23 protein-coding genes and 1 riboswitch are annotated in these 25,772 nt (G+C 73.5%); of the genes, 8 read left to right on the forward strand and 15 right to left on the reverse strand.

The annotated features are described in order from the left end of the window. Positions 1–10 precede the first annotated feature (10 nt). The 3 genes from ACFYO9_RS31290 to ACFYO9_RS31300 all read left to right on the forward strand — a co-directional run bounded on the left by ACFYO9_RS31290 (position 11) and on the right by ACFYO9_RS31300 (position 2,899). Entirely contained in the window at positions 11–1,084 is a 1,074-nt protein-coding gene (locus tag ACFYO9_RS31290) for an aminotransferase class V-fold PLP-dependent enzyme (RefSeq protein ID WP_358777475.1), read from the forward strand. 124 nt (positions 1,085–1,208) lie between these two features. Continuing rightward, the gene (locus ACFYO9_RS31295) at positions 1,209–1,877 is read left to right on the forward strand and encodes an RNA polymerase sigma factor (RefSeq protein WP_388666765.1); all 669 of its coding nucleotides are present in this window, start codon (positions 1,209–1,211) and stop codon (positions 1,875–1,877) included. After that, the gene (locus ACFYO9_RS31300) at positions 1,874–2,899 is read left to right on the forward strand and encodes a hypothetical protein (protein WP_358777476.1); all 1,026 of its coding nucleotides are present in this window, start codon (positions 1,874–1,876) and stop codon (positions 2,897–2,899) included. The genes ACFYO9_RS31295 and ACFYO9_RS31300 overlap by 4 nt, the downstream gene beginning before the upstream one ends. 255 nt (positions 2,900–3,154) lie before the next feature. On the opposite strand, the gene ACFYO9_RS31305 is transcribed toward ACFYO9_RS31300, so the two are convergent. Then, positions 3,155–3,676, reverse strand: a complete 522-nt coding sequence (locus tag ACFYO9_RS31305) for a MarR family winged helix-turn-helix transcriptional regulator (protein ID WP_355818624.1) — start codon at positions 3,674–3,676, stop codon at positions 3,155–3,157. A gap of 161 nt (positions 3,677–3,837) precedes the next feature. Here ACFYO9_RS31305 and ACFYO9_RS31310 point away from each other — a divergent pair, with 161 nt between their 5' ends. After that, positions 3,838–4,899 (forward strand): alkene reductase, encoded by a 1,062-nt coding sequence (locus tag ACFYO9_RS31310; RefSeq protein ID WP_358777477.1) that lies wholly within the window; start codon positions 3,838–3,840, stop codon positions 4,897–4,899. A 77-nt stretch (positions 4,900–4,976) separates the two neighbouring features. Here ACFYO9_RS31310 and thpD read toward each other — a convergent pair whose 3' ends face one another. The 6 genes from thpD to ACFYO9_RS31340 all read right to left on the reverse strand — a co-directional run bounded on the left by thpD (position 4,977) and on the right by ACFYO9_RS31340 (position 10,519). Beyond that, on the reverse strand, positions 4,977–5,876 hold the full coding sequence (thpD, locus tag ACFYO9_RS31315) for an ectoine hydroxylase (protein ID WP_355818630.1): 900 nt from the start codon (positions 5,874–5,876) through the stop codon (positions 4,977–4,979). 52 nt (positions 5,877–5,928) lie between these two features. Continuing rightward, positions 5,929–6,333, reverse strand: coding sequence for an ectoine synthase (locus ACFYO9_RS31320; protein ID WP_355818633.1), 405 nt, complete (start codon positions 6,331–6,333; stop codon positions 5,929–5,931). A gap of 53 nt (positions 6,334–6,386) precedes the next feature. Then, positions 6,387–7,658 carry a diaminobutyrate--2-oxoglutarate transaminase gene (gene ectB, locus ACFYO9_RS31325; protein ID WP_358777478.1) on the reverse strand — a complete coding sequence of 424 codons (1,272 nt, stop codon included), beginning with the start codon at positions 7,656–7,658 and terminating at the stop codon, positions 6,387–6,389. Positions 7,659–7,741: 83 nt separating this feature from the next. Further along, the gene (gene ectA, locus ACFYO9_RS31330; protein WP_358777479.1) at positions 7,742–8,293 is read right to left on the reverse strand and encodes a diaminobutyrate acetyltransferase; all 552 of its coding nucleotides are present in this window, start codon (positions 8,291–8,293) and stop codon (positions 7,742–7,744) included. 394 nt (positions 8,294–8,687) lie between these two features. Then, complete coding sequence (locus ACFYO9_RS31335) at positions 8,688–9,215, reverse strand: DinB family protein (RefSeq protein ID WP_358777480.1); 528 nt, start codon at positions 9,213–9,215, stop codon at positions 8,688–8,690. A gap of 203 nt (positions 9,216–9,418) precedes the next feature. Beyond that, complete coding sequence (locus ACFYO9_RS31340) at positions 9,419–10,519, reverse strand: aminotransferase class V-fold PLP-dependent enzyme (protein WP_358777529.1); 1,101 nt, start codon at positions 10,517–10,519, stop codon at positions 9,419–9,421. A 110-nt stretch (positions 10,520–10,629) separates the two neighbouring features. Here ACFYO9_RS31340 and ACFYO9_RS31345 point away from each other — a divergent pair, with 110 nt between their 5' ends. Both ACFYO9_RS31345 and ACFYO9_RS31350 read left to right on the forward strand, forming a co-directional pair. Then, positions 10,630–11,727, forward strand: coding sequence for an amidohydrolase family protein (locus tag ACFYO9_RS31345; RefSeq protein WP_355818648.1), 1,098 nt, complete (start codon positions 10,630–10,632; stop codon positions 11,725–11,727). A gap of 420 nt (positions 11,728–12,147) precedes the next feature. After that, complete coding sequence (locus ACFYO9_RS31350) at positions 12,148–13,086, forward strand: SCO1860 family LAETG-anchored protein (RefSeq protein ID WP_358777530.1); 939 nt, start codon at positions 12,148–12,150, stop codon at positions 13,084–13,086. Positions 13,087–13,775: 689 nt separating this feature from the next. Here ACFYO9_RS31350 and cobC read toward each other — a convergent pair. After that, complete coding sequence (cobC, locus tag ACFYO9_RS31355; RefSeq protein ID WP_358777531.1) at positions 13,776–15,227, reverse strand: Rv2231c family pyridoxal phosphate-dependent protein CobC; 1,452 nt, start codon at positions 15,225–15,227, stop codon at positions 13,776–13,778. A gap of 110 nt (positions 15,228–15,337) precedes the next feature. Between cobC and ACFYO9_RS31360 the strand changes: the two genes are divergently transcribed. Next, the gene (locus ACFYO9_RS31360) at positions 15,338–16,069 is read left to right on the forward strand and encodes a ZIP family metal transporter (protein WP_358712711.1); all 732 of its coding nucleotides are present in this window, start codon (positions 15,338–15,340) and stop codon (positions 16,067–16,069) included. Between the two features lie 23 nt (positions 16,070–16,092). On the opposite strand, the gene ACFYO9_RS31365 is transcribed toward ACFYO9_RS31360, so the two are convergent. From ACFYO9_RS31365 to ACFYO9_RS31395, 7 genes are all read right to left on the reverse strand, one after another. Continuing rightward, positions 16,093–17,493, reverse strand: coding sequence for a cobyrinate a,c-diamide synthase (locus ACFYO9_RS31365; RefSeq protein ID WP_358777481.1), 1,401 nt, complete (start codon positions 17,491–17,493; stop codon positions 16,093–16,095). Further along, entirely contained in the window at positions 17,487–18,095 is a 609-nt protein-coding gene (gene cobO / locus ACFYO9_RS31370) for a cob(I)yrinic acid a,c-diamide adenosyltransferase (protein ID WP_358777482.1), read from the reverse strand. Before cobO ends, ACFYO9_RS31365 begins: the two co-directional genes overlap by 7 nt. Then, positions 18,095–20,164 carry a putative cobaltochelatase gene (locus ACFYO9_RS31375; protein WP_355818660.1) on the reverse strand — a complete coding sequence of 690 codons (2,070 nt, stop codon included), beginning with the start codon at positions 20,162–20,164 and terminating at the stop codon, positions 18,095–18,097. The genes cobO and ACFYO9_RS31375 overlap by 1 nt, the downstream gene beginning before the upstream one ends. A gap of 70 nt (positions 20,165–20,234) precedes the next feature. Beyond that, the gene (locus tag ACFYO9_RS31380) at positions 20,235–21,743 is read right to left on the reverse strand and encodes a cobyric acid synthase (RefSeq protein WP_358777483.1); all 1,509 of its coding nucleotides are present in this window, start codon (positions 21,741–21,743) and stop codon (positions 20,235–20,237) included. Continuing rightward, positions 21,740–22,732, reverse strand: a complete 993-nt coding sequence (locus tag ACFYO9_RS31385; RefSeq protein WP_355818666.1) for a cobalamin biosynthesis protein — start codon at positions 22,730–22,732, stop codon at positions 21,740–21,742. Before ACFYO9_RS31385 ends, ACFYO9_RS31380 begins: the two co-directional genes overlap by 4 nt. 129 nt (positions 22,733–22,861) lie before the next feature. Beyond that, positions 22,862–22,936: riboswitch (cobalamin riboswitch) on the reverse strand. 202 nt (positions 22,937–23,138) lie between these two features. Beyond that, positions 23,139–23,363, reverse strand: coding sequence for a hypothetical protein (locus tag ACFYO9_RS31390; protein WP_355818669.1), 225 nt, complete (start codon positions 23,361–23,363; stop codon positions 23,139–23,141). Positions 23,364–23,375: 12 nt separating this feature from the next. After that, positions 23,376–24,671: an inorganic phosphate transporter gene (locus ACFYO9_RS31395; protein WP_355818672.1), complete on the reverse strand. Its 1,296-nt coding sequence runs from the start codon at positions 24,669–24,671 to the stop codon at positions 23,376–23,378. A gap of 302 nt (positions 24,672–24,973) precedes the next feature. Here ACFYO9_RS31395 and ACFYO9_RS31400 point away from each other — a divergent pair, with 302 nt between their 5' ends. After that, a complete protein-coding gene (locus ACFYO9_RS31400) occupies positions 24,974–25,711 on the forward strand; it encodes a class II aldolase/adducin family protein (protein WP_358777484.1) in 738 nt (245 codons plus the stop codon). Positions 25,712–25,772: the final 61 nt, after the last annotated feature.

The following is a 25,772-nucleotide window of genomic DNA, read 5'->3' on the forward strand; positions in this document are numbered from 1 at the left end:
GTTGATCCCCATGGAGTCCATGGGGATCAACCACCGCGGCACCGGCGACCTCGGCAGCGAATTCGCCCCCACCTCGACCTACCTCAACACCGCCGTCTGCGGGCTGCTGCCCCGGCGCGCCATCGAGGCGGTGCGCGCGCTCGTGGCCGAGAACGGTGACGGACGGCCGGGCGGCGCGGGCGACTTCGAGGTGGTCGACGCGGCCCGGACCGCGTTCGCCCGGCTCGTCGGCGTGGCGCCGGGGCGCGTCGCCGTCGGCACCTCCGTCGCCGTGCACGCGGGGCTGATCGCCGCCTCGCTGCCCGCGGGCGCCGAAGTCCTCGCGGCCGAGGGGGAGTTCGCCTCCATCGTGAACCCCTTCGTGCTGCGCGGCGACCTCAAGATGCGGTACGCGCCGCTGGAGGAGCTGGCCGAGGCCGTCACCCCGACCACCGCGCTCGTCTCGTTCTCGGCCGTCCAGTCGGCCGACGGCCGGACCGCCGACCTCGCCGCCGTCCGCGCGGCGGCGGCCGCCCACGGCGCGCGCACCCTGCTCGACGCGACCCAGGCGGTGGGCTGGCTGCCGCTCGACGCGGGCGCCTACGACTACACCGTGACCGGCGCCTTCAAATGGCTGCTGTGCCCGCGCGGCACGTCGTTCCTCACCGTGCGCGAAGCGGCGCAGGAGGAGCTGCGGCCGCTGCACGGCGGCTGGCTCGCGGCGGCCGACACCTGGCACTCCACGTACGGTCCGCTCACCGAACTCGCCCCGGACGCCCGCCGGTTCGACGAACCCACCGCCTTCCTCGCCTACCACGGCGCCGCCGCGGCGCTCTCGCTCGTCGAGGAGTGCGGGGTGGACGCGGTCCACGCGCACGACACGGCGCTCGCCGCCCGCTACCGCGCCGGGCTCGCCGGGCTCGGCCACGCGCCGGTGCCGGGGGACGCTCCCATCGTCTCGGTGCCCGGGCTCGCCGACCGCGCCCCCGAGCTGGCCCGGGCCGGCGTCCTCGTCTCGGGGCGCGCGGGACATCTGAGGGCGGCGTTCCACCTGTACAACACGGAGGCGGATGTGGACCGGCTCCTGGATGTCCTCTCCGGCTGAACCCTGGCGCGGCGGGCCGCGAAACGCCACGCTTGCAGCACGGGGTGGTCCGCACGGAGTGGCCCGTACGAGGTGGCCCGTACGGGGGGCCTCACACGGTCGTCCGCGCGAGGGGGTGGTGCCGGTGGAGCCGTCCTTCGAGGGGGCGTCCTTCGAGGAGCCGCGCCCGTCCGGGCCGGGGGACCGAGCCGCCGCGCCGCCCGCCGCCGCACCCGCCGACGCGGACCTGCACCGGCGCCTCGTCCACGGCGAGGAGGCGGCGCTCGCCGCGGCCCACACCGCGTACGGCCTGCTCGTCCGCGCCGTGGCGCTGCGCGTCACCCGGGACCGGGCCGCCGCCGACGAGGTGGCGCGGGAGGTCTTCGCGCTCCTCTGGAGCAGGCCCTACGTCTTCGACACCCGCGGGGGCAGCCTGCGCGTCCAGCTCTCGCTCCGCGCCCACCACCGCGCCGTGGACTGGGTGCGCGGCGAGGAACGGCACCACAAGAACGCCACCGACGAGACGGTCCCGCGCGCGACCCCCGCGAAGGGGCAGCCGCAGGCGCAAGGGCAGAGCGCGGATGCGGCCGGCCCGGGACAGGAACGCTCCCTGCTCCTGCACTCCGCCCTCGCCCGACTCCCGCTGCCCCAGCAGCAGATGGTGCACCTCGCCCACTTCGCGGGCCGCACCTGCCGGCAGGCCGCCGTCGAACTCGGCATCCCCGAGGCCACCGCGCAGGCCCGCCTGGGTGCGGCCCTGCGCGCGCTGGCCGAGACGCTCGCCGACCCCGCCCCGCGAGGTGAGCAGCCGTGACGAACGGCCACGAAGCGGTACGCGTACTGCTCGGCGCCCGGGCCGTGGACGCCCTCACGCCGGGCGACGCGGCCGGGATCGCCTCGCACCTCGGCGGCTGCGCGCCCTGCGCCGCGGAGGCCGAGCGGCTGCGGGCCGCGGTGCGGCATCTGGACGGGCCCGCCGTACCGGACCCCGCGCCCGGCGCGACCCCCGCGGCGCACGGCCTCTCGCTGGCCCTGCGCACCCGCGCCCCCGCCCTGCGCACCGCTCCGCACGCAGCGCCCTACGCGGCCGCCGTCGCCGGACTCCAGGTGCTGCTCGCGGAGTCGGACGGGCGCGGCGCCTGGGACGCGCCGGTCGGGCACGGCCGGAACGTGCACGACACGCTCGCCCGGCTGATCGCCGCCGACGAACCCCTCGCCCACCATCTCGGGCCCGCCCCGCGCTCCCGTACCGCCGTCTCCCGGGCGCCGGACGCGGCGCCCTGGCGTGCGGTGCGCGAGGCGCGCGCCCGTGAGGTGGTCCGGCGGGAGCGGGCCCGTACGCCCGCGCAGACCGTGTCCACGTGGCGCGTCCAGGCCGCCGGGCTGCTCTCCACCCGGGCCGCCCACGACACCGAGCGCGCCGCCCGCGCCACGGTGCTCGGCGGCGTACGGCTGCCCGTCGCCGACCACTTCCTGGCGCGGGCCCTCGACACCTGGGCGCACGCCGACGGCATCGGCGCCGCGCTCGGCCTGCCCGTACCCTCGCCGCCCGCCCCGCACCTGTGGCAGCTCGTCCGCCTCGGCATCCGCCTGCTCGGCCCCGCACTCGGCCCGCAGGCACCGCCGGTCGCCCTCACCGTCGCCGGGGAGGGCGGCGAGACGGTGTGGGTGCTGGGCAGCGCAGAGGACCCGGTACGGGCCGAACTCGTCCTGGACCCCGCCGACTTCTGCCTCCTCCTGACCGGCCGCCGCACCCCGGACCGCATCCCACGCGGCACATCCGGCGACACGGCGTCCGCCCGCCGCCTGCTGTCCCGGGCGGCGTCACTGGTGTGACCGGGGGATCAGCAGGTGTGGTGCCGGGTGGCGTCCCCGGCGGGCCCGCACCGCCGGGAGGCTGGGCGGTCCGTTCCGGTTCGTTGCGGTCCGTGTGCTCCGGAAGCCTGTGGCGGCGGTCGGGTGGTGCGTGGCGTCGCCGACGGGCCGGCAGCGCTGGGGGGTACGAGCCGGGCGGCGGCCGGGGCGCTCGGCGGGTGCGTACCGGTGGCGTCGTCGCCGGGCCCGGACCGCCGGGGCGGGGGAGTCCCGAGGTCAGGGCTCGGCGCGCCGCTCCGGGCAGTCCGCCGTCTCCGTGCGGAGGCTTGTCTCCACCTTGGCGAGGAGCCTCGTGAGGTCCTCGCGTTCGCTCTCGTCCAGGCCGGACAGGGTGTGGCCCTCCAGTTCCGCCCACGCGCGCTCCACCTGGGCCAGCAACCCGCAACTCGCCGCGCTGGCCTCGACGAGTACCGCCCGCCGGTCCGCCGGGTCGGGGCGCCGCCGCACATGTCCCGCCTGCTCCAGGCGCTGCAGCATCTTCGTGACCGTCGACGCGTCGAGGCCGACCGCCCTGATCAGTTCGGACTGGCGCACCGCGCCGGCCTCCCACAGGTGCATCATCACGAACTCCTGGCCCGGGTAGAGGCCGAGCCCCTTCAGCGCCTTGCCCGCGGCGATGCGGTGCAGCCGGGCCACCCGGCTCACGGCGAGGCTGACGGGGCCCGCCGCGGCGACACCCGCCGCCCCGGGGGTACAGACGGGGTCGCCCGCGGGCGCCTTCGCGGTGTCGGCCTTCATTGCGGGCTCCTGTCGTCCGTCGTCGCTGCCCCGGTGGCCTGTCCGGCTCCCGCGCGGAACCACCGTCTCCGGGAAGATTACCTTGGTCGGCCAAGGAATGCGTTACAGTGGCCCTGCGCCGATTCGTTGGCCGACCACATAATCCAGTCCGGGAGATCCTGATGAGCACCGCGTTCGATCCGATCGACCTGTCCGGCCACCGCCTCCGCAACCGCATCGCCATGGCCCCCATGACCCGCAGCCGCGCCGGTGCGGGCGGTGTCCCCACGGAGCTGACGGCCGAGTACTACGCGCAGCGCGCCTCGGCCGGCCTGATCGTCACCGAGGGCATCCAGCCTTCTGTGGTCGGCCAGGGTTACCCCGACACCCCGGGCCTGCACAGCGCCGAGCAGATAGCCGGCTGGCGCAAGGTCACCGACGCCGTGCACGCGGCGGGCGGCACGATCTTCGCCCAGCTCATGCACGCGGGCCGGGTCGGCCACCCCGTGCTGCTGCCCGAAGGACTGGTCAACGTCGCCCCCTCGGCCGTCGCCGCACAGGGGCAGGTCTACACGGCCGAGGGCCCCAAGGACTTCGTCACCCCGCGCGAACTGACCGACGCGGAGATCCGCGCCACCGTCGCCGACTTCGCCGCCGCCGCGCGAAGCGCCGTCGACGCGGGCTTCGACGGCGTCGAGTTGCACGGCGCCAACGGCTACCTCATCCACCAGTTCCTCGCGCCCGGCTCCAACCACCGCACCGACGCGTGGGGCGGCCCGGCCGAGAACCGCATCCGCTTCGCCGTCGAGGTCGCCGCGGCCGTCGCCGCCGAGATCGGCGCGGACCGCACCGGCTTCCGCGTCTCGCCCGGCAACACCGCCAACGACATCTCCGAGCCCGACCCGGAGCCGGCGTACACCGCCCTCGCCAAGGAGCTGGGCGCGCTCGGCCTCGCGTATCTGCACGTCATGGAGGTGGGCGAGGTCCGCGAGCTGACCCTGCGGCTGCGCGGGGAGTTCGGCGGCACTCTGGTCCTCAACCCGCACACGGACGGGCCCACCGGCCACGACGCGCTCGCCCTCGTGGAGGACGGCACCGCGGACATCATCACGTTCGGCGCGCTGTTCCTCGCCAACCCGGACCTGCCGGCCCGCCTGCGCGGCAGGGGACCGTACAACACACCGGACCGGGCGACCTACTACGGCGGCACCGAGAAGGGCTACACCGACTACCTGCCGCTGTGACCGGGACGGACCCCGCGCAGCAGCGAACCGGCCCGGCACCCCGAAAGGGTGCCGGGCCGGCCCGTGTCCGCGTTACCTCACCTGACCGGGGTGAAGTCCCGCGCCCCGATGTACTCGGGCCGGCGCACCGGCGCCGAGAACGGCTCCACCGCCGTGTTCTCCACGCTGTTGAACACGATGAAGACGTTGCTGCGCGGGTAGGGGGTGATGTTGTCCCCCGAGCCGTGCATGGCGTTGCAGTCGAACCAGGTCGCCGATCCTGCCTCGCCCGTGAACAGGCGGATGCCGTGGTCGGAGGCGAGGTGCGTCAGCGTCTCGTCGGACGGGATGCCCGCGTCCTGCATCTGCAGCGACCGCTTGTAGTTGTCCTTCGGCGTGGCGCCCGCACAGCCGAGGAACGTCTTGTGCGACCCCGGCATGATCATGAGACCGCCGTTGGTGTCGTGGTTCTTCGTCAGAGCGATCGACACCGACACGGTCCGCATGTTGGGCAGGCCGTCCTCCGCGTGCCAGGTCTCGAAGTCCGAGTGCCAGTAGAACCCGGAGGCACCAAAGCCCGGCTTCACGTTGATCCGGGACTGGTGGACGTAGACGTCCGAGCCCAGGATCTGCCGCGCCCTGCCGACGACCCGCGGGTCGGCGGCGAGCCTGCCGAAGAGCTCACTGATCTTGTGCACCTCGAAGATCGACCGGATCTCCTGGGAGCGCGGCTCGACGATGGAGCGGTCGTCCGCGCGCATCGTCGGGTCGTTGATCAGACGCTCCAACTCGGCGTGGTACACGCTCACTTCGTCCGGGGTGATCAACTGGTCGATCGCCAGGAAACCGTCCCGCTCGAACCCGGCCAGATCCCCGGCCGTGATCGGCCCGGCAGCACCCGGCTCGGACCACACGACGGGGTCCTTGCGCTCGATGAGCACCTCTTCGGCGCCTCGGGTCGGGTACAGATCACTGGTGCGTTCGGGTGCGGTGGTCATGGTGTTGCCCGCCTCTCCTCTCGTACGGCCCTGTTCGGGATGTAGTCGCGGGTCAGCCCGCGTCCGGCTCCGTGAGCAGCGGGTACACGCCGTTCTCGTCGTGGTCCTCGCGGCCCGTGACGGGCGGGTTGAAGACACACAGGCAGTGGAAGTCTTCCTTGATCCGCATGGTGTGCTTCTCGTGCCCGTCGAGCAGGTACATGGTGCCCGGCGTGATGGTGTACTTCTCGCCGGTCGTGTCGTCGGTCAGCTCGGCCTCGCCCTTGGTGCAGACGACGGCCTCGATGTGGTTCGCGTACCACATCGACGTCTCCGTACCCGCGTACAGGATCGTCTCGTGCAGCGAGAAGCCGACACGCTCCTTGGCGAGGACGATGCGCTTGCTCTCCCACGTGCCGGACGCGGCCTTCACATGGCGGTCGGTGCCTTCAATGTCCTTGAACGAACGGACGATCACGGTGAGTTGGTTCCTTTTCTCTTACGGTGCCGGGGGCTCGGGTCCTGCGCCGCTCAGGCGGTCTCGCGGACCGCGCGGGCCAGCGTGCGGAGCCCCTCGTCCAGCTCGTCGGGGGTGATGGTCAGCGCCGGAAGGAGCTTGACGACCTCACCCTCGGGGCCGGAGGTCTCGATCAGCAGGCCCAGTTCGAAAGCCCGCTTCGCCACGGCTCCTGCCCGGTCCTTGTCCAGGAACTCCATGCCCCAGACCAGGCCGCGGCCGCGGAACTCCTTGATGTCGGCGCGGTTCTCCTCGACGATCGCGGCGAGCACCTGCTCGACCTGCTCGCCGCGGGCGCGGGTCTGCTTCTCCATCGCCGAACCGTCGGACCAGTAGGCCTCGAGCGCGGCGGCGGCCGTCACGAACGCCGGGTTGTTGCCGCGGAACGTGCCGTTGTGCTCGCCCGGCTCCCAGACGTCGAGCTCCGGCTTGAACATGCACAGCGACATCGGCATGCCGTAGCCGCTGATGGACTTCGACACGGTGACGATGTCCGGCGTGATGCCCGCCTCCTCGAAGGAGAAGAACGCGCCGGTGCGGCCGCAGCCCATCTGGATGTCGTCGACGATCAGGAGCATGTCCCAGCGCTCGCAGACGTCGGCGAGCTTGCGCAGCCACTCGGCGCGGGCGACGTTGATGCCGCCCTCGCCCTGCACCGTCTCGACGATCACGGCGGCGGGCTGGTTGAGGCCGGAGCCCTGGTCCTCCAGGAGGCGCTCGAACCAGATGAAGTCGGGGGTCCGCCCGTCCAGGTAGTTGTCGAACGGCATCGGGGTGCCGTGCACCAGCGGGATGCCGGCGCCCGCCCGCTTGAAGGCGTTGCCGGTCACCGCGAGGGAGCCGAGCGACATGCCGTGGAAGGCGTTCGTGAACGACACGATCGACTCACGGCCCTTGACCTTGCGGGCGAGCTTCAGCGCGGCCTCGACCGCGTTGGTGCCCGTCGGGCCCGGGAACATGACCTTGTACGGGAGGTCACGCGGGCGCAGGATGATGTTCTGGAACGACTCCAGGAAGGCGCGCTTCGCGGACGTCGACATGTCCAGGCCGTGCACGACGCCGTCGCGCTCCAGGTAGTCGATCAGCGCACGTTTCAGGACCGGGTTGTTGTGGCCGTAGTTGAGCGAACCGGCACCGGCGAAGAAGTCGAGGTACTCGTGGCCGTCCTCGTCGAACATGCGGCTGCCCTGCGCGCGGTCGAAGACCGTAGGCCAACCGCGGCAGTAGCTGCGCACCTCCGACTCCAGGGTCTCGAAGACGCTCAGGTCGGGCTGGGTGATGGTCACAGCGAATCTCCTGGGAGATGGAAAGGCGTGGAAGTGGGGGGTTGCGGACGTGCGGGGGGAGCGAAGTTCAGGGGGTGATCGGCTCAGTTCCCGATCGGTCCGATGCGGTAGAGCACCTCTGGCTCATGCCCGTCATCAGGGAAAAGACCCGCGTCGAAGAGGGTCTTCCGCTCGACCGACGCGCCGTGACGGCGCGCGTAGGAGAGGAACAGCCGCTCGGAAGCGGTGTTCCCGGGCGTGATGGTCGTCTCGACCGTGGTCAGGGCACGCCCGGCGGTGACCTTCGCGGTCAGTCCGTCGAGCAGTGCGCCGGCCAGCCCGCGTCCGCGCTGTTCGTGGTCGACGGCCACCTGCCAGACCAGCAGGGTGTCCGGGCGCTCGGGGCGGATGTAGCCGGTGATGAAACCGGCCGGCTCGCCGTCGGCGCCACGGGCCACCACCGAGGTCGCCGCGAAGTCACGGCACCACAGCAGGTAGCTGTACGAAGAGTTGAGGTCCAGCACCTTGGAGTCGCGGGCGATACGCCAGATGGCGGCGCCGTCGGCGACAGCGGGGCTGTCAAGGCGCAGCCCCTCAGGCATTTCCAGGAATTTCGCCTGCAGGTCGGTCGGTAGATCGGCTTGTGCAGCGGTCATGCGGATTGAATTTACCGAGCAATTTCTGGAATTGCATCGGGGGGAGGGGTTACGTGAAGGCGTCCCATGTGTTATCGCGCGAGCATGCGCGCCTGCATGAGGAATTGGTGCTATGCCCGAATTTGACCGGGAAAATCTTCGCGAAACGGACCTGATGTGGAGTACGTCACATGGCCGTAACCCCCGAGGGGGGTGCCCGAATTACGTCGATTGGTGCTGTCGAAATCTTAGTGTTTAGGTCCGTGGAAATCGGGCAGAAGAAGACGGAAAGCTATGTTGATAAAGAATTCGTGAGAATGCGCGGATGAATTGGCCGAGGATGCGCGGAGGGTGCCTTTCCGGTGCGCCCGAAACGTGTTCCGGCGTACCCGAAACGTGTTGCGGCGACCCCGGTTCACGTGCCCGTCATCCCGTCGACGCGTTCCCGCAGAAGGTCCGCGTGACCGTTGTGCCTGGCGTACTCCTCGATCAGATGGATCAGGATCCAGCGCAGACTGACCTCGGACTCGCCGCCCGTGACGGCGGCCTCGGCGGCGGTGAGCCGCCCCGTCTCGTCCGGCGTGCGTCCCGCGCAGATCTCCCGGTTCACGGCGACCTCGTCCTCCCACACGGCGAGCACCTGGGCGAACGTCCTCGACCGGTCCACGGCGAAGCCGCCGGGCGGGCCCGCGTAGATCGCCGGCACGTCCCGTCCGTCGAAGATCCGCTGGATCCAGTTCCGCTCCACCTCGGCGAGGTGCTGCACGAGACCGAACAGCGAGAGCGTGGACGGCTCGACCGGCGTGCGCAGCGCCTGCTCGTCGTCCAGCCCGGCGCACTTCACCGCCAGAGTGGCCCGGTGCAGATCGAGCCAGCTCGCCAGCATCGTCGACTCGTCGGCGGTCAGAGGCGGGACACGGCGGCCGTCCGGAAGCGTGGTCATGACAGGCACGGTGCCATGCGGGGGCGGACGGGCGCAGCGATTTCGTCGAGGTCGGGCAGGTCGAGCGGGTCGGGCAGGTCGAGGGTGCCGTGCGGGGGTCCGTGCGGGTCGGCGTACGTAGTCCCGTGCACCGGCGCGGGGCGAGGGCCCCGGACCCGTCAGGCCCGGGGCGTCAGCGTTCCGTTCCGCTCAGGGACAGGCCCTCAGTCCCACGCGTCCGTCACCGCGCGCCGGGCCCCCTCCAGGTCGACCGCGAGGCCGGCCTCGCCCATCGCGGCGCCCAGGGCCGCGACGCAGGCGTGCACCACGCCAACGGCCGCGTCCGGGCCGTAGTGGTTGACCCGGATCATCTCGGTGGCCAGCGCCCCGCCCCCGGCGACCAGCGGAAGCACCGGGTCCGCGGCGAGCGCCCTGGCCACGAGCTCCGAGGCGTCGACACCCGGGGGCGTCCGCAGCGTGGTGGCGACCGGCGCCGCGTCCACGGCCTCGTGCACGTACGGCTCCAGGCCCCCGCCCAGCGCCTGCGCGCCCGCGCGGGTGGCGACGGCGGCTGTCGCGTGCCGCGCCATCAGGGCGTCGAGGCCCTCCGACTCGATCCGCTCCACACACGCCTCCAGCGCCAGCATCTCCAGCTGGGCGGGCGCGTGAAGCAGCGCCTTACGGCCGCCGTCGATCCAGCGCTCCTTCCAGTCCAGGAGGGAGAGGTAGGAGCGGCGCGGCGCCTGGGGGTTGGCGGCGATGCGCTCCCAGGCCCGCTCGCTGACCGAGACCGCGGAGACGCCCGCGGGCCCGCCCATCGCCTTCTGCGCGCCGATCACGCACAGGTCCACGCCCCACGCGTCCGGCAGCAGCGGCTCGGCGGCCACCGAGGCGACGGCGTCCAGCATGAACAGCGCCCCGTGCGCCCGTACGACCTCACCGATCTCCGCGACGGGGTTGGTGTTGCCGGTGGCCGCCTCGGCGTGCACCAGGGAGACGAAGTCGATCTCCGGGTGCGCGGCGAGGGCCTCGCGCACCTGCTCGGCGGTGACGGCGGTGTGGAAGGGCACGGCGAGGTCGACGACGGTCGCGCCGCAGTCCCGCAGCCAGTTGCCGAAGGTCTGGCCGTACGGTCCGGTGATCACGTTCAGCGCGGTGGTGCCCGGCCGCGCCGCGCCCCGGATGCATCCCTCCAGGGGCAGCAGGGCCTCACCCTGCATGATCACGACGTCCTGCTCGGTGTCGAGCAGCCGGGCCACCCGCGCCTCGATGGCGGCGAAGTGCTCGGCGCTCAGCGGCGCCAGGTCCAGAAAGGGGTGCGTCACAGTACTGCTCACGTCACTGCTCACTTCGCTCACGAGTTCGTTCGGGCTGCGGTACCGAGCGTACCGACCGGCCGGTGCCGGGGGTTTCGGGTGCCTCCTAAGCTGCTGCCATGAGCGATCACGCGGTGCTGCACGTGAAGGGGCGGGTGCTCGTCGGGCCCGAGGACGTACGGGACGAACTGTGGGTGGTCGGCGGGCGGGTGACGTACGACCGCCCGGCCGGAACCGCGGCCGGCGACATCCGCACCGTCCAGGGCTGGGCGCTGCCGGGCCTGGTCGACGCGCACTGCCACGTCGGCCTGGACGCGCACGGCCCGGTCGACGCCGCCACCGCCGAGAAGCAGGCGCTGACCGACCGAGAGATCGGCGCGCTGCTGCTGCGCGACGCGGGCTCGCCCTCCGACACCCGCTGGATCGACGACCGCGAGGACCTGCCCAAGATCATTCGGGCGGGCCGCCACATCGCGCGCACGCGCCGCTACATCCGCAACTACGCCCACGAGATCGAGCCCGAGGACCTGGTGGCGTACGTCGCCCAGGAGGCGCGGCGGGGCGACGGCTGGGTCAAGCTCGTCGGCGACTGGATCGACCGTGAGGCCGGCGACCTGACGGCGTGCTGGCCCCGGGACGCGGTACGGGAGGCCATCGCCGAGGCCCATCGCCTGGGCGCCCGCGTCACGGCCCACTGCTTCGCCGAGGACTCGCTGCGCGATCTGGTCGAGGCGGGCATCGACTGCGTCGAGCACGCCACGGGGCTGACGGACGACACGATCCCGCTCTTCGCCGAGCGCGGTGTGGCGATCGTGCCGACGCTGGTGAACATCGCGACGTTCCCGGATCTGGCCGCGGGCGGCGAGAAGAAGTTCCCCCGCTGGTCGGACCACATGCGCCGGCTGCACGCGCGCCGCTACGACACCGTGCGCTCCGCCTACGACGCGGGCGTCCCCGTCTTCGCCGGCACCGACGCGGGCGGCTCCCTCGCGCACGGTCTGGTGGCCGCGGAGATCGTCGAGCTGACCCGCGCGGGGATCCCCGCGGTGGACGCGCTCTCGGCGACCACGTGGGGCGCGCGGGAGTGGCTGGGGCGCCCGGGTCTCGCCGAGGGCGCGCCGGCGGACCTCGTGGTGTACGGGGCGGATCCCCGGGAGGACGTGCGGGTCCTTGCGGCGCCGCGGCGGGTCGTGCTGAACGGGCGGGTGGTGGGCTGAGGTTCGCCGGTCATCGGCCGGCCCGTCGTGGTGGGCGTCGACCTGCACGTCGACGGGGTGCCGGCGGGATGCTGGCGGGGTGTTGACCGGGGCGTGACGTGATCGCTTCGCGGCTCGTTGGAACCGGTTCGCGGGGAGCGCGCGTCAACCGCCGTGCGCGGGAGGTCGGTTGCTCGGGTGGCGCGAGGGAACGCGTGTGCCGGGGGATTCGAAAGCGCGGGCGGAAACCTCCCTTTGGAGTGAACTCACGCCAGGTTGCTGACCGTTCACTCTCGGTGCGTAAAGATTCCCGCGTCGTCCCCCGTCGATGGGGGGCGACGCCATCGGCCGTCGCGCACGTGCTGTCCCCTGTGGCGTGCGCCGCCGGTGGCCCGTATCTCCTGTGGGGGTTCCACCACCTTGAACAGCAACACCTTCGGCATGCCCGCGCGCACCTTCCCGAACGGCAGCGCCTTCCGTACGTCCGTGCGCCGCCTCTCCGTGGTCGCCGCCGCCACCGCGCTCGTCGCCGGGCCGATGGCGCTCGCCGGGGCGGGGCCCGCGGGCGCCACGGGCGGCGACACCGGGCACCGGGGCGGGCGGGCCGACGCCGTCGTCCTGCGCACCGGCCTGAACGTCTCCCTGCTCAACAAGACCGTGAACGTCCCGCTCAAGGTCGCCCTGAACGAGGTGCAGGCCCCCGCCGACGCGAACAAGACGGCGCTGACCGCCCGGCTCGACGGCGTGAACGGCGGGCGCCCGTTCAGCGTCCTGCGGGCGGATGTGGCCACGGCGAAGGCGACGGTGCGGGGGGACACGGCGAAGGGGTACAGCAACATCGCGCGGGCCCGGGTCCATGTGCCCGGGCTGCCGTTGCTCTCCCTCGTCGAGGTCGAGCAGGTGACCTCCAAGGCGGTGTGCACGGCGGGAAAGCGGCCGGTCGCCGAATCGAATCTGCTGGGTGGGGTGACGGTGCTCGGCAAGAAGGTCACGCTGACCGCCCACGGCACGACCGAGGTGAAGGTGCCGGGGGTCGGGGAGGTGCGGCTGGAGCTGTCGAGGACGCGGACGACGTCGCGGACGGCGGCGGCGTCGGCGCTGGAGCTGAAGGTGAACGTGAACCCGCTGAAGCTGAACGTGGCGGAGGTGACGGGGACGGTGACGTTGGCCGGGGCGGGGTGTGAGGTGCCGGCGGGGGTACGGACGGCGCCGAAGCCGCAGGGGGAACCGGGGAAGCCGGAGGCGCCCGCGCCGGAGCGGGAGGCCAACTTGGCGGAGACGGGCGGCAGTTCGCTGACGCCGTATGTGGCGGGCGGGGCTGTGGTGCTGTTGGTGGCGGGGGGTGGGGCGGTGATGACGGCACGGAGGCGTAGGTCCTGAGGGGAGGCTGGGGTGGCGGGGGCATGGGGGTGTGGGGTCGTGGTGGGGTGCGGGGCGGTTAGGGCGGGCGTCTGCGCCTTCGCTTCGTCTGTGGGTGCGGGGCCGCGGGGGTATGTGCGTACTCGCCATCCACTGTTCGCCACGCCTCGTGAAGGGCGGGGCTACAGCGTGCTCGGTGCTCCGTGCGCACATACCCCCACGTCCCCTTCCGTCTCGTACGCGGGTGCGGGGGCGTGGGGCCTGCCCTTCAACTGCCCGCCGCTGCCCGCCTGCTCATGGCGGTACGTGGGGGTACGCCCTGGGCCCCGCGGCGGGCCGCCCGTCGCGGAGGGAGCCTCACGGCCCACCCACGCCTGGACGGTACGTCGCAGACTGAACGCCCCGGGACTCCGCTGCCAGCCACCCGTCGCGGAGTGCGACCGCCCACCCCTGGCTCGACTGCGCGTCGCGGGGTGAACGCCGGCCCGCCCGCCCCTACTCCCACCGAGCGCGCGGACTGAACGCCCGTCCGCCCCAACTCCCACCGAGCGCTGCAGGGTGAGCGCCCACCCACCCACCCGCCCCTACCCCAGCAGCGCGGTGCGGGGCAAACGGGTGGGTGGGTGGGATACATCCGCCGCGGAGCGGCGGGGTTGTTTGGAGGGGTGGATGGGAGAAGGGGGAGACCCCCCACCCCCGACCCGGCCCCGTCAGGGGCCCACCACCTCCCGCAGCGCAGCGAGAAACGCATCTGACGTAGCCCGCCCCCGAACGGCAACCCGAACCCAGTCAGGCCCCAGGCCAGGAAACGTGTCGCCGCGCCGCACCGCGAACCCCCGCCCCCGCAGCCGCTCCCGCACCGCGGCCGCGCCCGGGACCCGTACCAGGACGAAAGGAGCCTCCGCGGGGCCCACCGCGCTCACCCCCGCGGAGGACAACTCCGCCAGGCCCGCGAGGAGATGGGTGCGGTCCGACGCCACGCGGTGTGCCGCGTGGCCCGCCTCCGCAAGGGCCCGCGGGCTCACGCACGCCCGCGCCGCCGCCAGCGCGGGCGACGACACCGGCCACAGCGGCTGCGCCTGCGCGAGGGCGCGGATCGTGTCCGGCGCGGCGAGGACGTAACCGATCCGCAGACCCGCCAGGCCCCACGTCTTCGTGAGGCTGCGCAGCACGATCAGGCCCGGCACGTCGGTGCGGCCCGCCAGCGCCTCCCGCTCACCCGGCACCGCGTCCATGAACGCCTCGTCCACCACCAAGGCCCGCCCGGGGCGCGCCAGTTGGGTGAGGGAGCCCGCCGGGTGCAGGACCGATGTCGGGTTCGTGGGGTTGCCGACGACCACCAGGTCGGCCTCCTCCGGCACCGCGGCCGGATCGAGCCGGAAGCCGTCCTCCTCCCGCAGCAGCACCCGCCCCACCTCGTGCCCCGCGTCCCGCAGCGCCGCCTCCGGCTCCGTGAACTGCGGGTGCACCACATAGGGGTGACTGGCCTTCAGGGCGCGGGCGAGCAGCACGAAGGCCTCCGCCGCCCCGGACGTCAGCAGCACGCGGTCGGCGGGCACGCCGTGGTGGGCCGCCACCGCCTCGCGCGCCGCACGGCCGTCCGGGTAGGCCGCGAGGTCGTCCAGGGAGGCGGCGATCACCTCCTTCAGCCACGCCGGGGGCGTGTCGGCACGTACGTTGACCGCCAGGTCGGTGAGGGCCGCGCCGTCGTCCCGTACCTCCGCGTCACCGTGGTGGCGCAGGTCAGGGGCGGCCGGGCGCGGGCGGGCCGCCACCGCGCACGTCGCCATGGACGGGCGTCCCGCAGGCGTCGACTTCCGCTTGGGGACCACCAGTTCGCCGCCACCGCGCAGCGCCGCCGCCTCGGCCACCGACGGCGTGCCCACCGCGGCGCGCGACCGCGCGGACGGGTTCGGCACCGTCACGTCGGCCAGCTCGCGCGCCGAGTACGTCACGAGCGGCACCCCGAGCGCCGCGGCGGCGCGGACGATCGCCGGCTCCTCGCCCTTCACCTCGACCGTCGCCAGCTCGGCGACCGCGTCCTCGCCCCGGCCCGTCTCCCGGACCGCGGCCCTGACCAGGCCGAGCACCTCCTCCACCGGGGCGTCCGCACAGGCGCCGACGCCGACGACGAGGACGGCGTCGGGGTCCGGGTGTGTCATCTGTCCGGCACCGGTACCGGCGGCCCTGGCCATGAGGGGAGGTCCTTTCGTACAGAGGTGGGGGAGTGGCGGATGTGCGGGGCGCGGGGTCCATCGGATAGCAAGGGCCCATGGCGGTGTTCGTGGCGCTCGGCGCCTTTCTCATGACCCTGGTGGGCGGCTGGACGGCCCAGCGGGTCACCGACCGGCGCCATCTCGTGCTGGGTCTCGCGGGGGGCCTGATGCTCGGCGTCGTCGGCCTCGACCTGCTGCCGGAGGCGCTGGACGCGGCGGGCGGCCTCGTCTTCGGCGTACCGGCCGCCCTGCTCCTGTTCGTCGCCGGCTTCCTCGTCGCCCATCTGGTGGAACGCCTCCTCGCCGGCCGGCAGGCCGCGCACGGCGCCGACGGGCACGGGCACGAGCGGGCCCCCGAGGTCGGGCTCACGGCCGCCGCCGCGATGGTCGGACACAGCGTCATGGACGGCGTCGCGATCGGCGCCGCCTTCCAGGTGGGCGGCGGCATGGGCGTCGCCGTGGCGCTGGCCGTCGTCGCCCACGACTTCGCGGACGGCTTCAACACGTACACGATCACCAGCCTGTACGGGAACGCCCGCCGCAAGGCGCTCGCCATGCTGTTCGCGGACGCGGCGGCCCCGGTGGTGGGCGCCGCGTCGACGCTGCTCTTCACCATTCCGGAGCAACTGCTCGGCGGCTATCTCGGCTTCTTCGGCGGCGCGCTGCTCTACCTCGCGGCTGCCGAGATCCTGCCCGAGGCGCACCACGACCACCCGGCCCGCTCGACGCTGCTGTGCACGGTGGCGGGTGCGGCGTTCATCTGGCTGGTGGTGGGCCTCGCGGGCTGAGCCACCGGGAGCGGTGCGTACGCTCACGGCGCGCAGCTCTCGACGAACCGGCGCGCGATGCCCGGCTCCGCGGCCCAGTGCGTGTGCAGATAGCTGGCGTGCACGTTCCGCCGGACGAAGCCCTCGACGCGCCGCTCGGGCGCGTGCAGCCCCCAGGCGGGCGTCGGCCCCGCGCCGGGCTCGACGGTGGTGCGGTGGAACTCGTGCCCCCGCATGCGCGTGCCGGCGACGGCGAGCACGCTGTCGGAGACGGCCACCGCCTCCCGGTACCCGAGCGTCAGCCGCTCCGACATCCGAGCGTCGGCGTCGAGCACCCCGCACATCGGCTTCCCGTCGAGCTCGCGGGAGAGGTAGAGCAGCCCCGCGCACTCGGCGGCCACCGGCGCCCCGGAGAGCGCGAGTTCGGCCACGGCCTTCCTGAGCCGCTCGTTGGCGGACAGCTCCGGCGCGTACACCTCGGGGAACCCGCCCCCGATGACCAGTCCGGCGGTCCCGTCGGGGAGTTGTTCGTCGCGGAGCGGGTCGAAGGCGACGACCTCGGCTCCGGCGGCCCGCAGCAACTCCGCGTGTTCGGCGTACGAGAAGGTGAAGGCGGCCCCACCGGCGACGGCGACGACGGGCCTCCCCGGCCCGGCCGGGGGGTATCCAGCCCGTCCGGCGCTTGAGGACGAACCAGGCGAAGCCGGTGACTCCCCGAGCCCCGTCGCGGGGTCCCAGGGCTCGCCCCGCAGGTCCGGTGCCGAACGGGCCAGCGCGAGAAGCGCGTCCAGGTCGCACCCGCCCCGTACCTGCGCGGCCAGCGCGGCGATCGACTCCACCGCCTCCGGCTGCCGCTCGGCGACCGGTACCAGGCCCAAGTGCCGGGACGGCGTGCCCACTTGGGGGGCGCGGCGCAGCACGCCGAGCACCGGCACGCCCGACTCGTCCAGGGCGTCCCGCACCAGCATCTCGTGCCGGTCCGAGCCGACCTTGTTGAGGATCACCCCGGCGATCCGCACCTCGGGGTCGAAGGACGCGAAGCCGTGCACCAGCGCCGCCACCGACCGCGACTGCGAGGACGCGTCGACGACCAGCACGACCGGCGCCCGCAACAACTTCGCCACCTGGGCCGTGGAGGCCAACTCGCCCTGCCCCGCAGCCCCGTCGTACATCCCCATCACGCCCTCGACCACGGCGAGATCGCAGCCGGCGGAGCCGTGCGCGAACAGCGGCGCGATCAGGTCGGGCCCGCACAGGTACGCGTCGAGGTTGCGGCCCGGACGGCCGGTCGCCAGGGCGTGGTAGCCCGGGTCGATGTAGTCCGGGCCCACCTTGTGCGGGGAGACGGCGAGCCCGGCCGCCGCGAACGCGGCCATCAGGCCCGTCGCGACGGTCGTCTTGCCGCTGCCCGACGACGGCGCCGCGACGACGAGGCGAGCTACCACTCGATGCCCCTCTGGCCCTTCTGGCCCGCGTCCATCGGATGCTTGACCTTCGACATGTCGGTGACCAGGTCGGCGAAGTCGATCAGCTGCTGCGGCGCGTTGCGGCCGGTGATGACCACGTGCTGGGTGCCGGGGCGGTCGCGCAGCACCTCCACGACCTCCTCGACGTCGATCCAGCCCCAGTGCATCGGGTAGGCGAACTCGTCGAGGACGTACAGCTTGTACGTCTCGGCGGCGAGGTCCCGCTTGACCTGCTCCCAGCCCTCGCGGGCCTTGTCCTCGTTGGTCAACTCGCCCTCGGCGGGGGCGCGCTGGATCCAGGACCAGCCCTCGCCCATCTTGTGCCAGGCGACCGTGCCGCCCTCGCCGGACGCGCCGAGGACCTTCAGCGCGTTCTCCTCGCCGACCTTCCACTTCGCCGACTTCACGAACTGGAAGACACCGACCGGCCACCCCTGATTCCAGGCCCGCAGCGCGAGCCCGAACGCGGCCGTCGACTTGCCCTTGCCGATGCCCGTGTGCACGAACACCAGCGGACGGTTGCGGCGCTGGCGCGTCGTGAGCCCGTCGTCCGGTACGACGCTCGGCTGTCCCTGCGGCATTAAGCGGCCCTCCTCGAAGGCGAGTTCATGGTCTGTACGTCCTTGACGAGGCCGGCGATGGAGTCCGCCCGCAGCTCGTCGAGGGTCACGGCCGTCCCGCCGAGCTCGCCCGCCAACTGGCCCGCGAGGCCCAGCCGTACGTAACCCGACTCGCAGTCGACGACCACCGAGGCGACCGAGTCGGCCGCGAACAGCCGCGCCGCGCGGCCCGCGCGGGCCACCGGCTCGACCCCTCCGGTGGCGCGCCCGTCCGTCACCACGACCACCAGCGGGCGGCGCGCGGCGTCCCGCAGCCGCTCGATCCGCAGCACGTCGTGCGCCTTCAGCAGGCCCGCCGCCAGCGGCGTCCGGCCGCCCGTCGGCAGGGTCTCCAGGCGGGCCGCGGCCGCGTCCACCGACGACGTCGGCGGCAGCGCCACCTCGGCGTCCTGGCCCCGGAACGTCACGAGCCCCACCTTGTCGCGCCGCTGGTAGGCGTCGAGGAGGAGCGAGAGCACGGCGCCCTTGACGGCGCTCATCCGCTGCCGCGCCGCCATCGACCCGGAGGCGTCCACGACGAACAGCACGAGATTGCCCTCGCGGCCCTCGCGCGTCGCCTGGCGCAGATCGTCACGGCGTACGACGAGACCGGTCCCGGAGCGGCCGCGGGCCTTCTGGTGCGGGGCCGCGGCCTGCACCGTCGCCGCCAAGTGCAGCTTGGTCAGGGCGCCTTGGGGGCGGCGCGAGCCCGTCGTGCGGCCGTGCTCGGTGCGGGCCCGCGAGCGCCGCCCGGCCGCGCCCTCGCCGATGCCGGGCACGCTCAGCATCTTCGTGCGGAACGGCTCGGCCGCGCGCACGGGCTGCTGCTCGCCCGCCCCGGACGGCGCGCCCGGCGCGGGTGCGGGCTCCTGCGGGGGTGAGGCTTGATCCGTGTCGGGGCCTTGGCTCTGGGACGGCAGTTCGGGGGATTCGGGGCCGTCGGCCGGGGGCTGCCCGCCACCGGGGCCGCCCCCGTCAGGGCCGTCGCCATCGGGGTCGTCGTCCCCCTCCGGAGGCTCCGGCTCCTCGGCGGCCTCGTCCTCGCGCGCCTCCTCCAGCGTCTCGTCGAGCTTGTCCTCGTCGAGGCCCGGCGCGTCGAAGGGGTTGCGGCGCCTGCGGTGCGGCAGCGCGAGGAGCGCGGCTTGGCGCACGTCCTCGCTCAGCACGTCGGTGCGGCCCGCCCAGGCGGCCAGCGCCGTCGCCGTGCGCGCCATCACGATGTCCGCGCGCATCCCGTCGACCTCGAACGCCGCGCAGGTCGCCGCGATCTGCCGCAACGCCCCGTCGCCCAGGGTCACTTGGGGGAGCAGCGCGCGAGCCGCCACGACCCGGTCCCGCAGCGCGGACTCGTCCTCGCGCCAGCGGCCGGCGAAGCCCTCGGGATCGTCGTCGTACGCCAGACGCCGACGCACCACTTCGACGCGCTGGTTGGTCTCGCGGGAGGCGGCCACCTCGACGGTGAGCCCGAACCGGTCCAGCAACTGCGGCCGCAGCTCGCCCTCTTCGGGGTTCATCGTGCCGACGAGCAGGAAGCGGGCGGCGTGCCGCACGGAGACGCCCTCGCGCTCCACGTACGAGGCGCCCATCGCGGCGGCGTCCAGGAGGAGGTCGACCAGGTGGTCGTGGAGGAGATTGACCTCGTCGACGTAGAGGATGCCGCGGTGCGCGTCGGCGAGCAGGCCGGGCTCGAAGGCCTTCACGCCCTCGGCGAGGGCCCGTTCGATGTCCAGGGCGCCGACGAGGCGGTCCTCGGACGCGCCGACCGGCAGCTCGACCATCCGCGCCGGACGCGCGGTGGCACCGCCCGACTCGTGCGGGCCGTCCGGGCAGTTGGGGTCCGGGGCCGCCGGATCGCACGAGAAGCGGCACCCGGCGACGACCGGCACCTCGGGGAGCAGCGCCGAGAGCGCGCGCACGGCGGTGGACTTGGCGGTGCCCTTCTCCCCCCGCACGAGCACACCGCCCACGGCGGGCGACACCGCGTTCAGCAACAGCGCGAGCCGCAGGTCGTCCTGGCCGACGAGGGCGGTGAACGGATAGGGGGTGGTCACAGGGCCTCCTTGATGCGGTGGTGCGGGGCGGCGCTCACGACGGCGCTCATGACGGCTCGCGTGACGGCGCTCACGAAGGGGCTCCGGGCGCGATGAACGGCAGCCCGGCCGGCGCGCCGTGCTCGATCAGGTCCAACAGGCCGTCCGTGTCCGCGTGTTCTTCGATCAGGTCGCCGAGAAGGTCGAGCTGTTCCTCGCGCAGTGACCCGAAGCTGGTGTCCGGCGCGGGCACGAAACGGCGCCCCGCGGCCCGGGCGACCTCGGTGAGGAACCGGCGCCGGAACGCGTCGCTCTCCAGCGACCCGTGCCAGTGCGTGCCCCACACCTCGCCGACCCGGCAGCCGTCCAGGAACGGCTCGCCGCCCAGGACATCGGCGACCCCGTGGTGGATCTCGTACCCCTCGACGGGCTCGCCGAGGGCCTCGCCCACCGGCCGGGCGAGGGTCTTCTCGCGCGCGAACCGCACCCGTACCGGCAGCAGCCCGAGGCCGTCCACGGAGCCGGCCCGCGACTCGACGTCGTCCTCGATGTGCTCGCCGAGTACCTGGAAGCCGCCGCAGATCCCGAGCACCGGCCTGCCCTCGGCGGCGCGGCGCGCGAGGGCGTCCGCGAGGCCGCGCTCCCGCAGCCAGGCCAGCGCCCGCACGGTCCCGCGGGTGCCCGGTACGACGACGAGGTCGGCGTCGACGAGCTCCTCGGCCCGATCCACGAACCGCACGACGACACCCGGCTCGGCGGCCAGCGCGTCCACGTCCGTGAAGTTGGACATCAGCGGCACCGCGCACACGGCGACCCGCAGCACGTCCTCGCCGACCGGCGGGGCGACCACGGACTCCCGTACGGCACCGCGCAGGGAGACCCGCAGCCCGTCCTCCTCGTCGATGCCGAGCCCGTGCTGGAACGGCAGCACCCCGAAGGTGCGCCGCCCGGTGAGCCCGAGCAGCATGTCGAGGCCGGGTTCGAGGAGGGAGACGTCGCCGCGGAACTTGTTCACCAGATAACCCGCGACGAGCTCCTGGTCGGCCGGGCTCAGCAGCGCGGTCGTGCCGAAGAACGACGCGAACACCCCGCCCCGGTCGATGTCCCCGACCACCAGGACGGGGAAGCGGGCGGCGCGCGCGATGCCCATGTTCACGATGTCGGTGCGCCGCAGATTGATCTCGGCGGGGCTGCCCGCTCCCTCGCAGATGACGGCGTCGTACGTGCTGCGCAGTTCCTCCAGGCAGCCTACGACGGTGTCCAGCAGCTGCGCCTGCCGCCCGCCGTGGTAGCCGCGCGCACTCATCTCGCCCACCGGCTTGCCCATCAGGACGACCTGGCTGGAGCGGTCGCCGCCCGGCTTGAGGAGTACGGGGTTCATCAGCGCGGTCGGCTCGACGCGGGCGGCCTGCGCCTGCATGGCCTGCGCCCGGCCGATCTCCGCGCCCTCGCGGGTGACGAAGGAGTTGAGGGACATGTTCTGCGCCTTGAACGGCGCGACGGACACGCCCTTGCGGGCCAGCCACCGGCAGATGCCGGCGGTGACGACGCTCTTCCCGGCATCCGACGTGGTCCCGGCGACCAGCAGTCCACCGCTCATGCTTTCCCTCTCCCTGACCTCGCCGACCGCACCGACCTGGCCGAGCGCAGCGACATCACCGACCGCAGCGCCCAGCGGGCGCCCACCACCGTTCCCAGGGCGAGCAGCCCGACGCGCCGGGACAGTTCGGCGGCCCGGTCGATGTCGGCCACCCGCACCTCGCGCCCCGCCCCGTTCAGCACCGGCCGGTGCTCGACCCGCCCCCCGTACGAGAGGGTCCCCCCGAGCCGGACGCCCAATGCCCCGGCGAAGGCCGCCTCGACGGGTCCTGCGTTGGGGCTCGGGTGCTTGCCCGCGTCGTCGCGCCAGGCGCGCAGGGCCCCTCGCGGCGCGTCCCCGGCGAGCGCCGCGAGCCCCGCGGTCAGCCGCGCCCCCGGCCACCCGAAGACGTCGTCGAGCCGGGCGGAGGCCCAGCCGTACCGCCGGTAGCGGGCCGATCTGTGCCCCACCATCGCGTCCAGCGTGTTGACGGCCCGGAAGGCGACGAGGCCGGGCACCCCGGCGAGCGCGCCCCACACGAGCGCCCCCACCACCGCGTCGGAGGTGTTCTCCGCGACGGACTCCACCACGGCCCGCGCGATGCCGTCCGCGTCCAGCGCCTGCGGGTCCCGCCCGCACAGATGCGGCAGCCGCTCCCGCGCGACCTCGACGTCCCCGGCCGCCAGCGCCCCGCCGACGGCCCGCGCCTCCCGGCCGAGCGAGGTGCCGCCGACGACGGCCCAGGTGGCGGCGGCGGTCAGCGCGACGGATCCGGCACGTGAACGGCGTACGAGCGTGGTGGCCAGCGCAGCGGCACCCGCCGCGCCCCCGGCGCACACCACGGTGTGCAGCGCGCCCCAGCCGCGGTGGTCGCGCCAGAGCGTGCGTTCGACGGCGGCGGCGGCACGGCCGAACGCGGCGACCGGATGGCCCCGGCGGGGATCGCCGAGCAGCAGGTCACCGAGGAGGCCGGCGGCGGCGCCGTACGCGAAGTCGCGATCGGCACTCACGGGGTCAGCCCGTCGCCGCGCTGAGGAGCGAGCTCGTACTCAGGGGGAGGGGCGGCACCGGGCGGCCGAGCATGGCGATATGTCCTCACTCAGGGTGTCCGCGCCCTGGTTCGACGTGATCGGCGGCGAGAGTTCCTGGCTCGCGGGGAGGGACTCCCCGGTGACAGTGGCGGGACCGCGCCGGATTCGCACCGGCTTCCTCTTCTGCCGCCGTGGTTGGCCCCGGCAGTCCACCACGGCCCGCGAAGGCCCGTCAACTCGCCGTTGACCTGCGGCGGGAGAGTGTGTTGGGGCCCACATGCGGGGTCCGCGCGCGAGGTCCCCACCGGGTCCGGGCACGCACGTGGGGCGCGGAGCGTCCGTACGCTCCGCGCCCCACGAGGAAAGGCTGCCGTCGGGAGACGGTTCAGGCGACGATCAGGAAGATGCCGTACGCCACCGCCGCCGCGCAGAGCGCGAAACAGGCGTACGCGCCGGTGCGCGCCACGGCCGCGGAGCCACCGGTGGAGGCGGCCGCCGACTCCTGCTTGGAGAGGCCGACGATGCCGAGGGTGAACAGGCCCACCAGGGCCACGGTCACCGCGAGGCTGACTCCGAACACGGAGCCGAGAGCTGCCCAGTCGATGCTCATGCTGGTCTGTCCTTACACGGTCGCGGGCCGGGCGGGGTCCGCCATGGCACCGGTCGTGGTGGTGGTCGGGGCCGAGACGGTGGCCTTGACGGGGGCGCCCGGCAGGACGGAGGCGGCCATCGCGCCCACCGGGGGCGGGGTGACGGCGGCGATCGCGGTGGTCACGACGCCCGCGGGCTCGGCGGCCGGGGTGTCGCCGGAGCGGATCTCGTCGTCCGTGACGTTGGTGTGGTCGACGGAGTCGCGGCGGGACAGGGCCCAGATCACGCTCGCCCCGGCGATCAGGAGGGCCGCGGTGGCCGCGACGCCCCAGGGGCCCTGCTTGGTGAGGAACTCGGCGCCCGCGCCGACCAGACCGGCGGCCGGCAGGGTCAGGCCCCACGCGACGAACATCCGGGTGGCGGTCGACCAGCGGACCACGCCGCCCTTGCGGCCGAGGCCCGCGCCCATCACGGCGCCCGAGCAGACCTGGGTGGTGGAGAGCGAGAAGCCGATGTGCGAGGAGGCGAGGATCGCCGTCGCGGCGCTGGTCTGGGCGGCGAAGCCCTGCTGGGGCGCGAGGTCGGTCAGGCCCTTGCCCATCGTGCGGATGATGCGCCAGCCGCCGAGGTAGGTGCCGAGCGCGATGGCGACACCGGCCGAGACGATCACCCACATCGGGGGGTTGGCGCCGGGGTTCAGGACGCCGCCGGTGATCAGGGCGAGCGTGATGATGCCCATGGTCTTCTGCGCGTCGTTGGTGCCGTGGGCCAGCGAGACGAGTCCCGCCGAGGCGATCTGGCCCGCGCGGTAGCCCTTGGCGGTGGCCTTCTGGTCGGTGTTGCGGCCGATCCGGTACGTCAGGCGGGTGGCCAGCGTCGCGGCGATGCCGGCCACCAGCGGGGCCGCGACGGCCGGGATGAGGATCTTGGTGACGACGGTGCCGCCGTTGATCGACGACCAGCCCATCGACATGACCGCGGCGCCGATGAGGCCGCCGAAGAGCGCGTGGGAGGAGCTGGAGGGCAGGCCCACCAGCCAGGTCAGCAGGTTCCAGAGAATCGCGCCGACGAGCGCGGCGAAGATCACCTCTGTCTTGAGGCCGTCCTCGTTGACGATGCCGCCGGAGATCGTCTTGGCGACCTCCACGGAGAGGAAGGCGCCGACGAGGTTGAGCACGGCGGACATGGCCACCGCCGTCTTGGGCTTGAGAGCGCCGGTCGAGATGGTCGTCGCCATCGCGTTGGCAGTGTCGTGGAAACCGTTCGTGAAATCGAACACGAGAGCGGTGACGATCACGATCCCGAGGAGAAGCGTGATGTGTTCCATTTACCCAGGCTTCTGTTGGACGTCAGTGGCACAAGGAACGTAGGCAATCCGGGTGAACGGAAAGTGAACTGGGCCGGGCGGTGCGGTGACCCAAAGCGGAGTGCCCATGCCCCGGGTAGTACAGCGGTAGGACAGGTGTCCGACATCGATCGTACGGAGCGGTGTCGGGGGACCCGCAAACCGACCGGAGTGTCGGGCTCCGCCATCCGGCGGCGCACCCCGCACGGACCGCCCGCCCCGGGCCGCCCCCGGCCCGCCGCCGCACCGTTGAAGAGATCCTGATCACCCGGCAGGATCCCCGCATGACTGAGCAGCGGCACACCGACGCCACCGAGGACACCGGCGCCACCAAGGGCACCGACGACACCGGCGCCACCGACGATGCGGTGACGCGCGACGCGCTCGGCCGCGCCTGGGACGAGCTGGTCGCTACGGCCCGCAGGACCGTGACGGACGGCCTGGTCGTCGGCACCTCCGGGAACGTCTCCGTACGGGTCGGCGACACCGTCCTGGTCACCCCGACCGGCGTCCCGTACGACCGGCTGCGCCCCGATGACGCCGTCGGCGTCGACCTCGAAGGACGCCAGGTGCTCGGCGCCCTCACACCCACCAGCGAACTCCCCATGCACCTCGCCCTCTACCGCGCCACGGACGCGCGGGCGGTGGTGCACACCCACGCCGTGCACGCCACGGCCGTGTCGCTGCTGGTCACCGAGGTCCCCGCGGTCCACTACATGACCGCCGCCCTCGGCGGCCCGGTGCGCGTCGCGCCCTACGCGCTCTACGGCACCGAGGAACTGGCGAGCGCCATGCTCGGCGCCCTGCGCGAGCGCACCGGATGCCTGCTCCGGAACCACGGAACGGTCACTTACGGAGCCGGCCTCGCCCAGGCGTACGACCGCACGGCCCAGCTGGAGTGGATGTGCCGCCTCTGGCTCACCGCCGCCGCGCTCCCCGGCCGCACCCCGGCCCTCCTCTCCCCGGACCAGCTGCGCGAAGCGGAAGGAAAACTGAAGGGGTACGGACAGTCCGCCAACTGAGCTGTTCGCTCACCCCGCGGGCACCGCCCACTGGCTTCGCGGGCCTCGCCCCCGGACACTG

Source organism: Streptomyces sp. NPDC005863, assembly GCF_042871345.1.
In the GTDB taxonomy this organism is placed as follows: Bacteria; Actinomycetota; Actinomycetes; order Streptomycetales; family Streptomycetaceae; genus Streptomyces.

What these genes read in the sequence shown, in the direction of transcription:
- thpD (WP_355818630.1), bottom strand. Translation starts at nt 5,876, where the DNA reads ATGACCACCGCACCCGAACGCACCAGTGATCTGTACCCGACCCGAGGC.
- ectA (WP_358777479.1), bottom strand. Translation starts at nt 8,293, where the DNA reads ATGACCGCTGCACAAGCCGATCTACCGACCGACCTGCAGGCGAAATTC.
- ACFYO9_RS31400 (WP_358777484.1), top strand. Translation starts at nt 24,974, where the DNA reads ATGACTGAGCAGCGGCACACCGACGCCACCGAGGACACCGGCGCCACC.
- ACFYO9_RS31360 (WP_358712711.1), top strand. Translation starts at nt 15,338, where the DNA reads ATGGCGGTGTTCGTGGCGCTCGGCGCCTTTCTCATGACCCTGGTGGGC.
- ACFYO9_RS31380 (WP_358777483.1), bottom strand. Translation starts at nt 21,743, where the DNA reads ATGAGCGGTGGACTGCTGGTCGCCGGGACCACGTCGGATGCCGGGAAG.
- ACFYO9_RS31350 (WP_358777530.1), top strand. Translation starts at nt 12,148, where the DNA reads ATGCCCGCGCGCACCTTCCCGAACGGCAGCGCCTTCCGTACGTCCGTG.
- ACFYO9_RS31395 (WP_355818672.1), bottom strand. Translation starts at nt 24,671, where the DNA reads ATGGAACACATCACGCTTCTCCTCGGGATCGTGATCGTCACCGCTCTC.
- cobC (WP_358777531.1), bottom strand. Translation starts at nt 15,227, where the DNA reads ATGACACACCCGGACCCCGACGCCGTCCTCGTCGTCGGCGTCGGCGCC.
- ACFYO9_RS31345 (WP_355818648.1), top strand. Translation starts at nt 10,630, where the DNA reads ATGAGCGATCACGCGGTGCTGCACGTGAAGGGGCGGGTGCTCGTCGGG.
- ACFYO9_RS31390 (WP_355818669.1), bottom strand. Translation starts at nt 23,363, where the DNA reads ATGAGCATCGACTGGGCAGCTCTCGGCTCCGTGTTCGGAGTCAGCCTC.
- cobO (WP_358777482.1), bottom strand. Translation starts at nt 18,095, where the DNA reads ATGCCGCAGGGACAGCCGAGCGTCGTACCGGACGACGGGCTCACGACG.
- ACFYO9_RS31290 (WP_358777475.1), top strand. Translation starts at nt 11, where the DNA reads ATGGAGTCCATGGGGATCAACCACCGCGGCACCGGCGACCTCGGCAGC.
- ACFYO9_RS31305 (WP_355818624.1), bottom strand. Translation starts at nt 3,676, where the DNA reads ATGAAGGCCGACACCGCGAAGGCGCCCGCGGGCGACCCCGTCTGTACC.
- ACFYO9_RS31310 (WP_358777477.1), top strand. Translation starts at nt 3,838, where the DNA reads ATGAGCACCGCGTTCGATCCGATCGACCTGTCCGGCCACCGCCTCCGC.
- ACFYO9_RS31335 (WP_358777480.1), bottom strand. Translation starts at nt 9,215, where the DNA reads ATGACCACGCTTCCGGACGGCCGCCGTGTCCCGCCTCTGACCGCCGAC.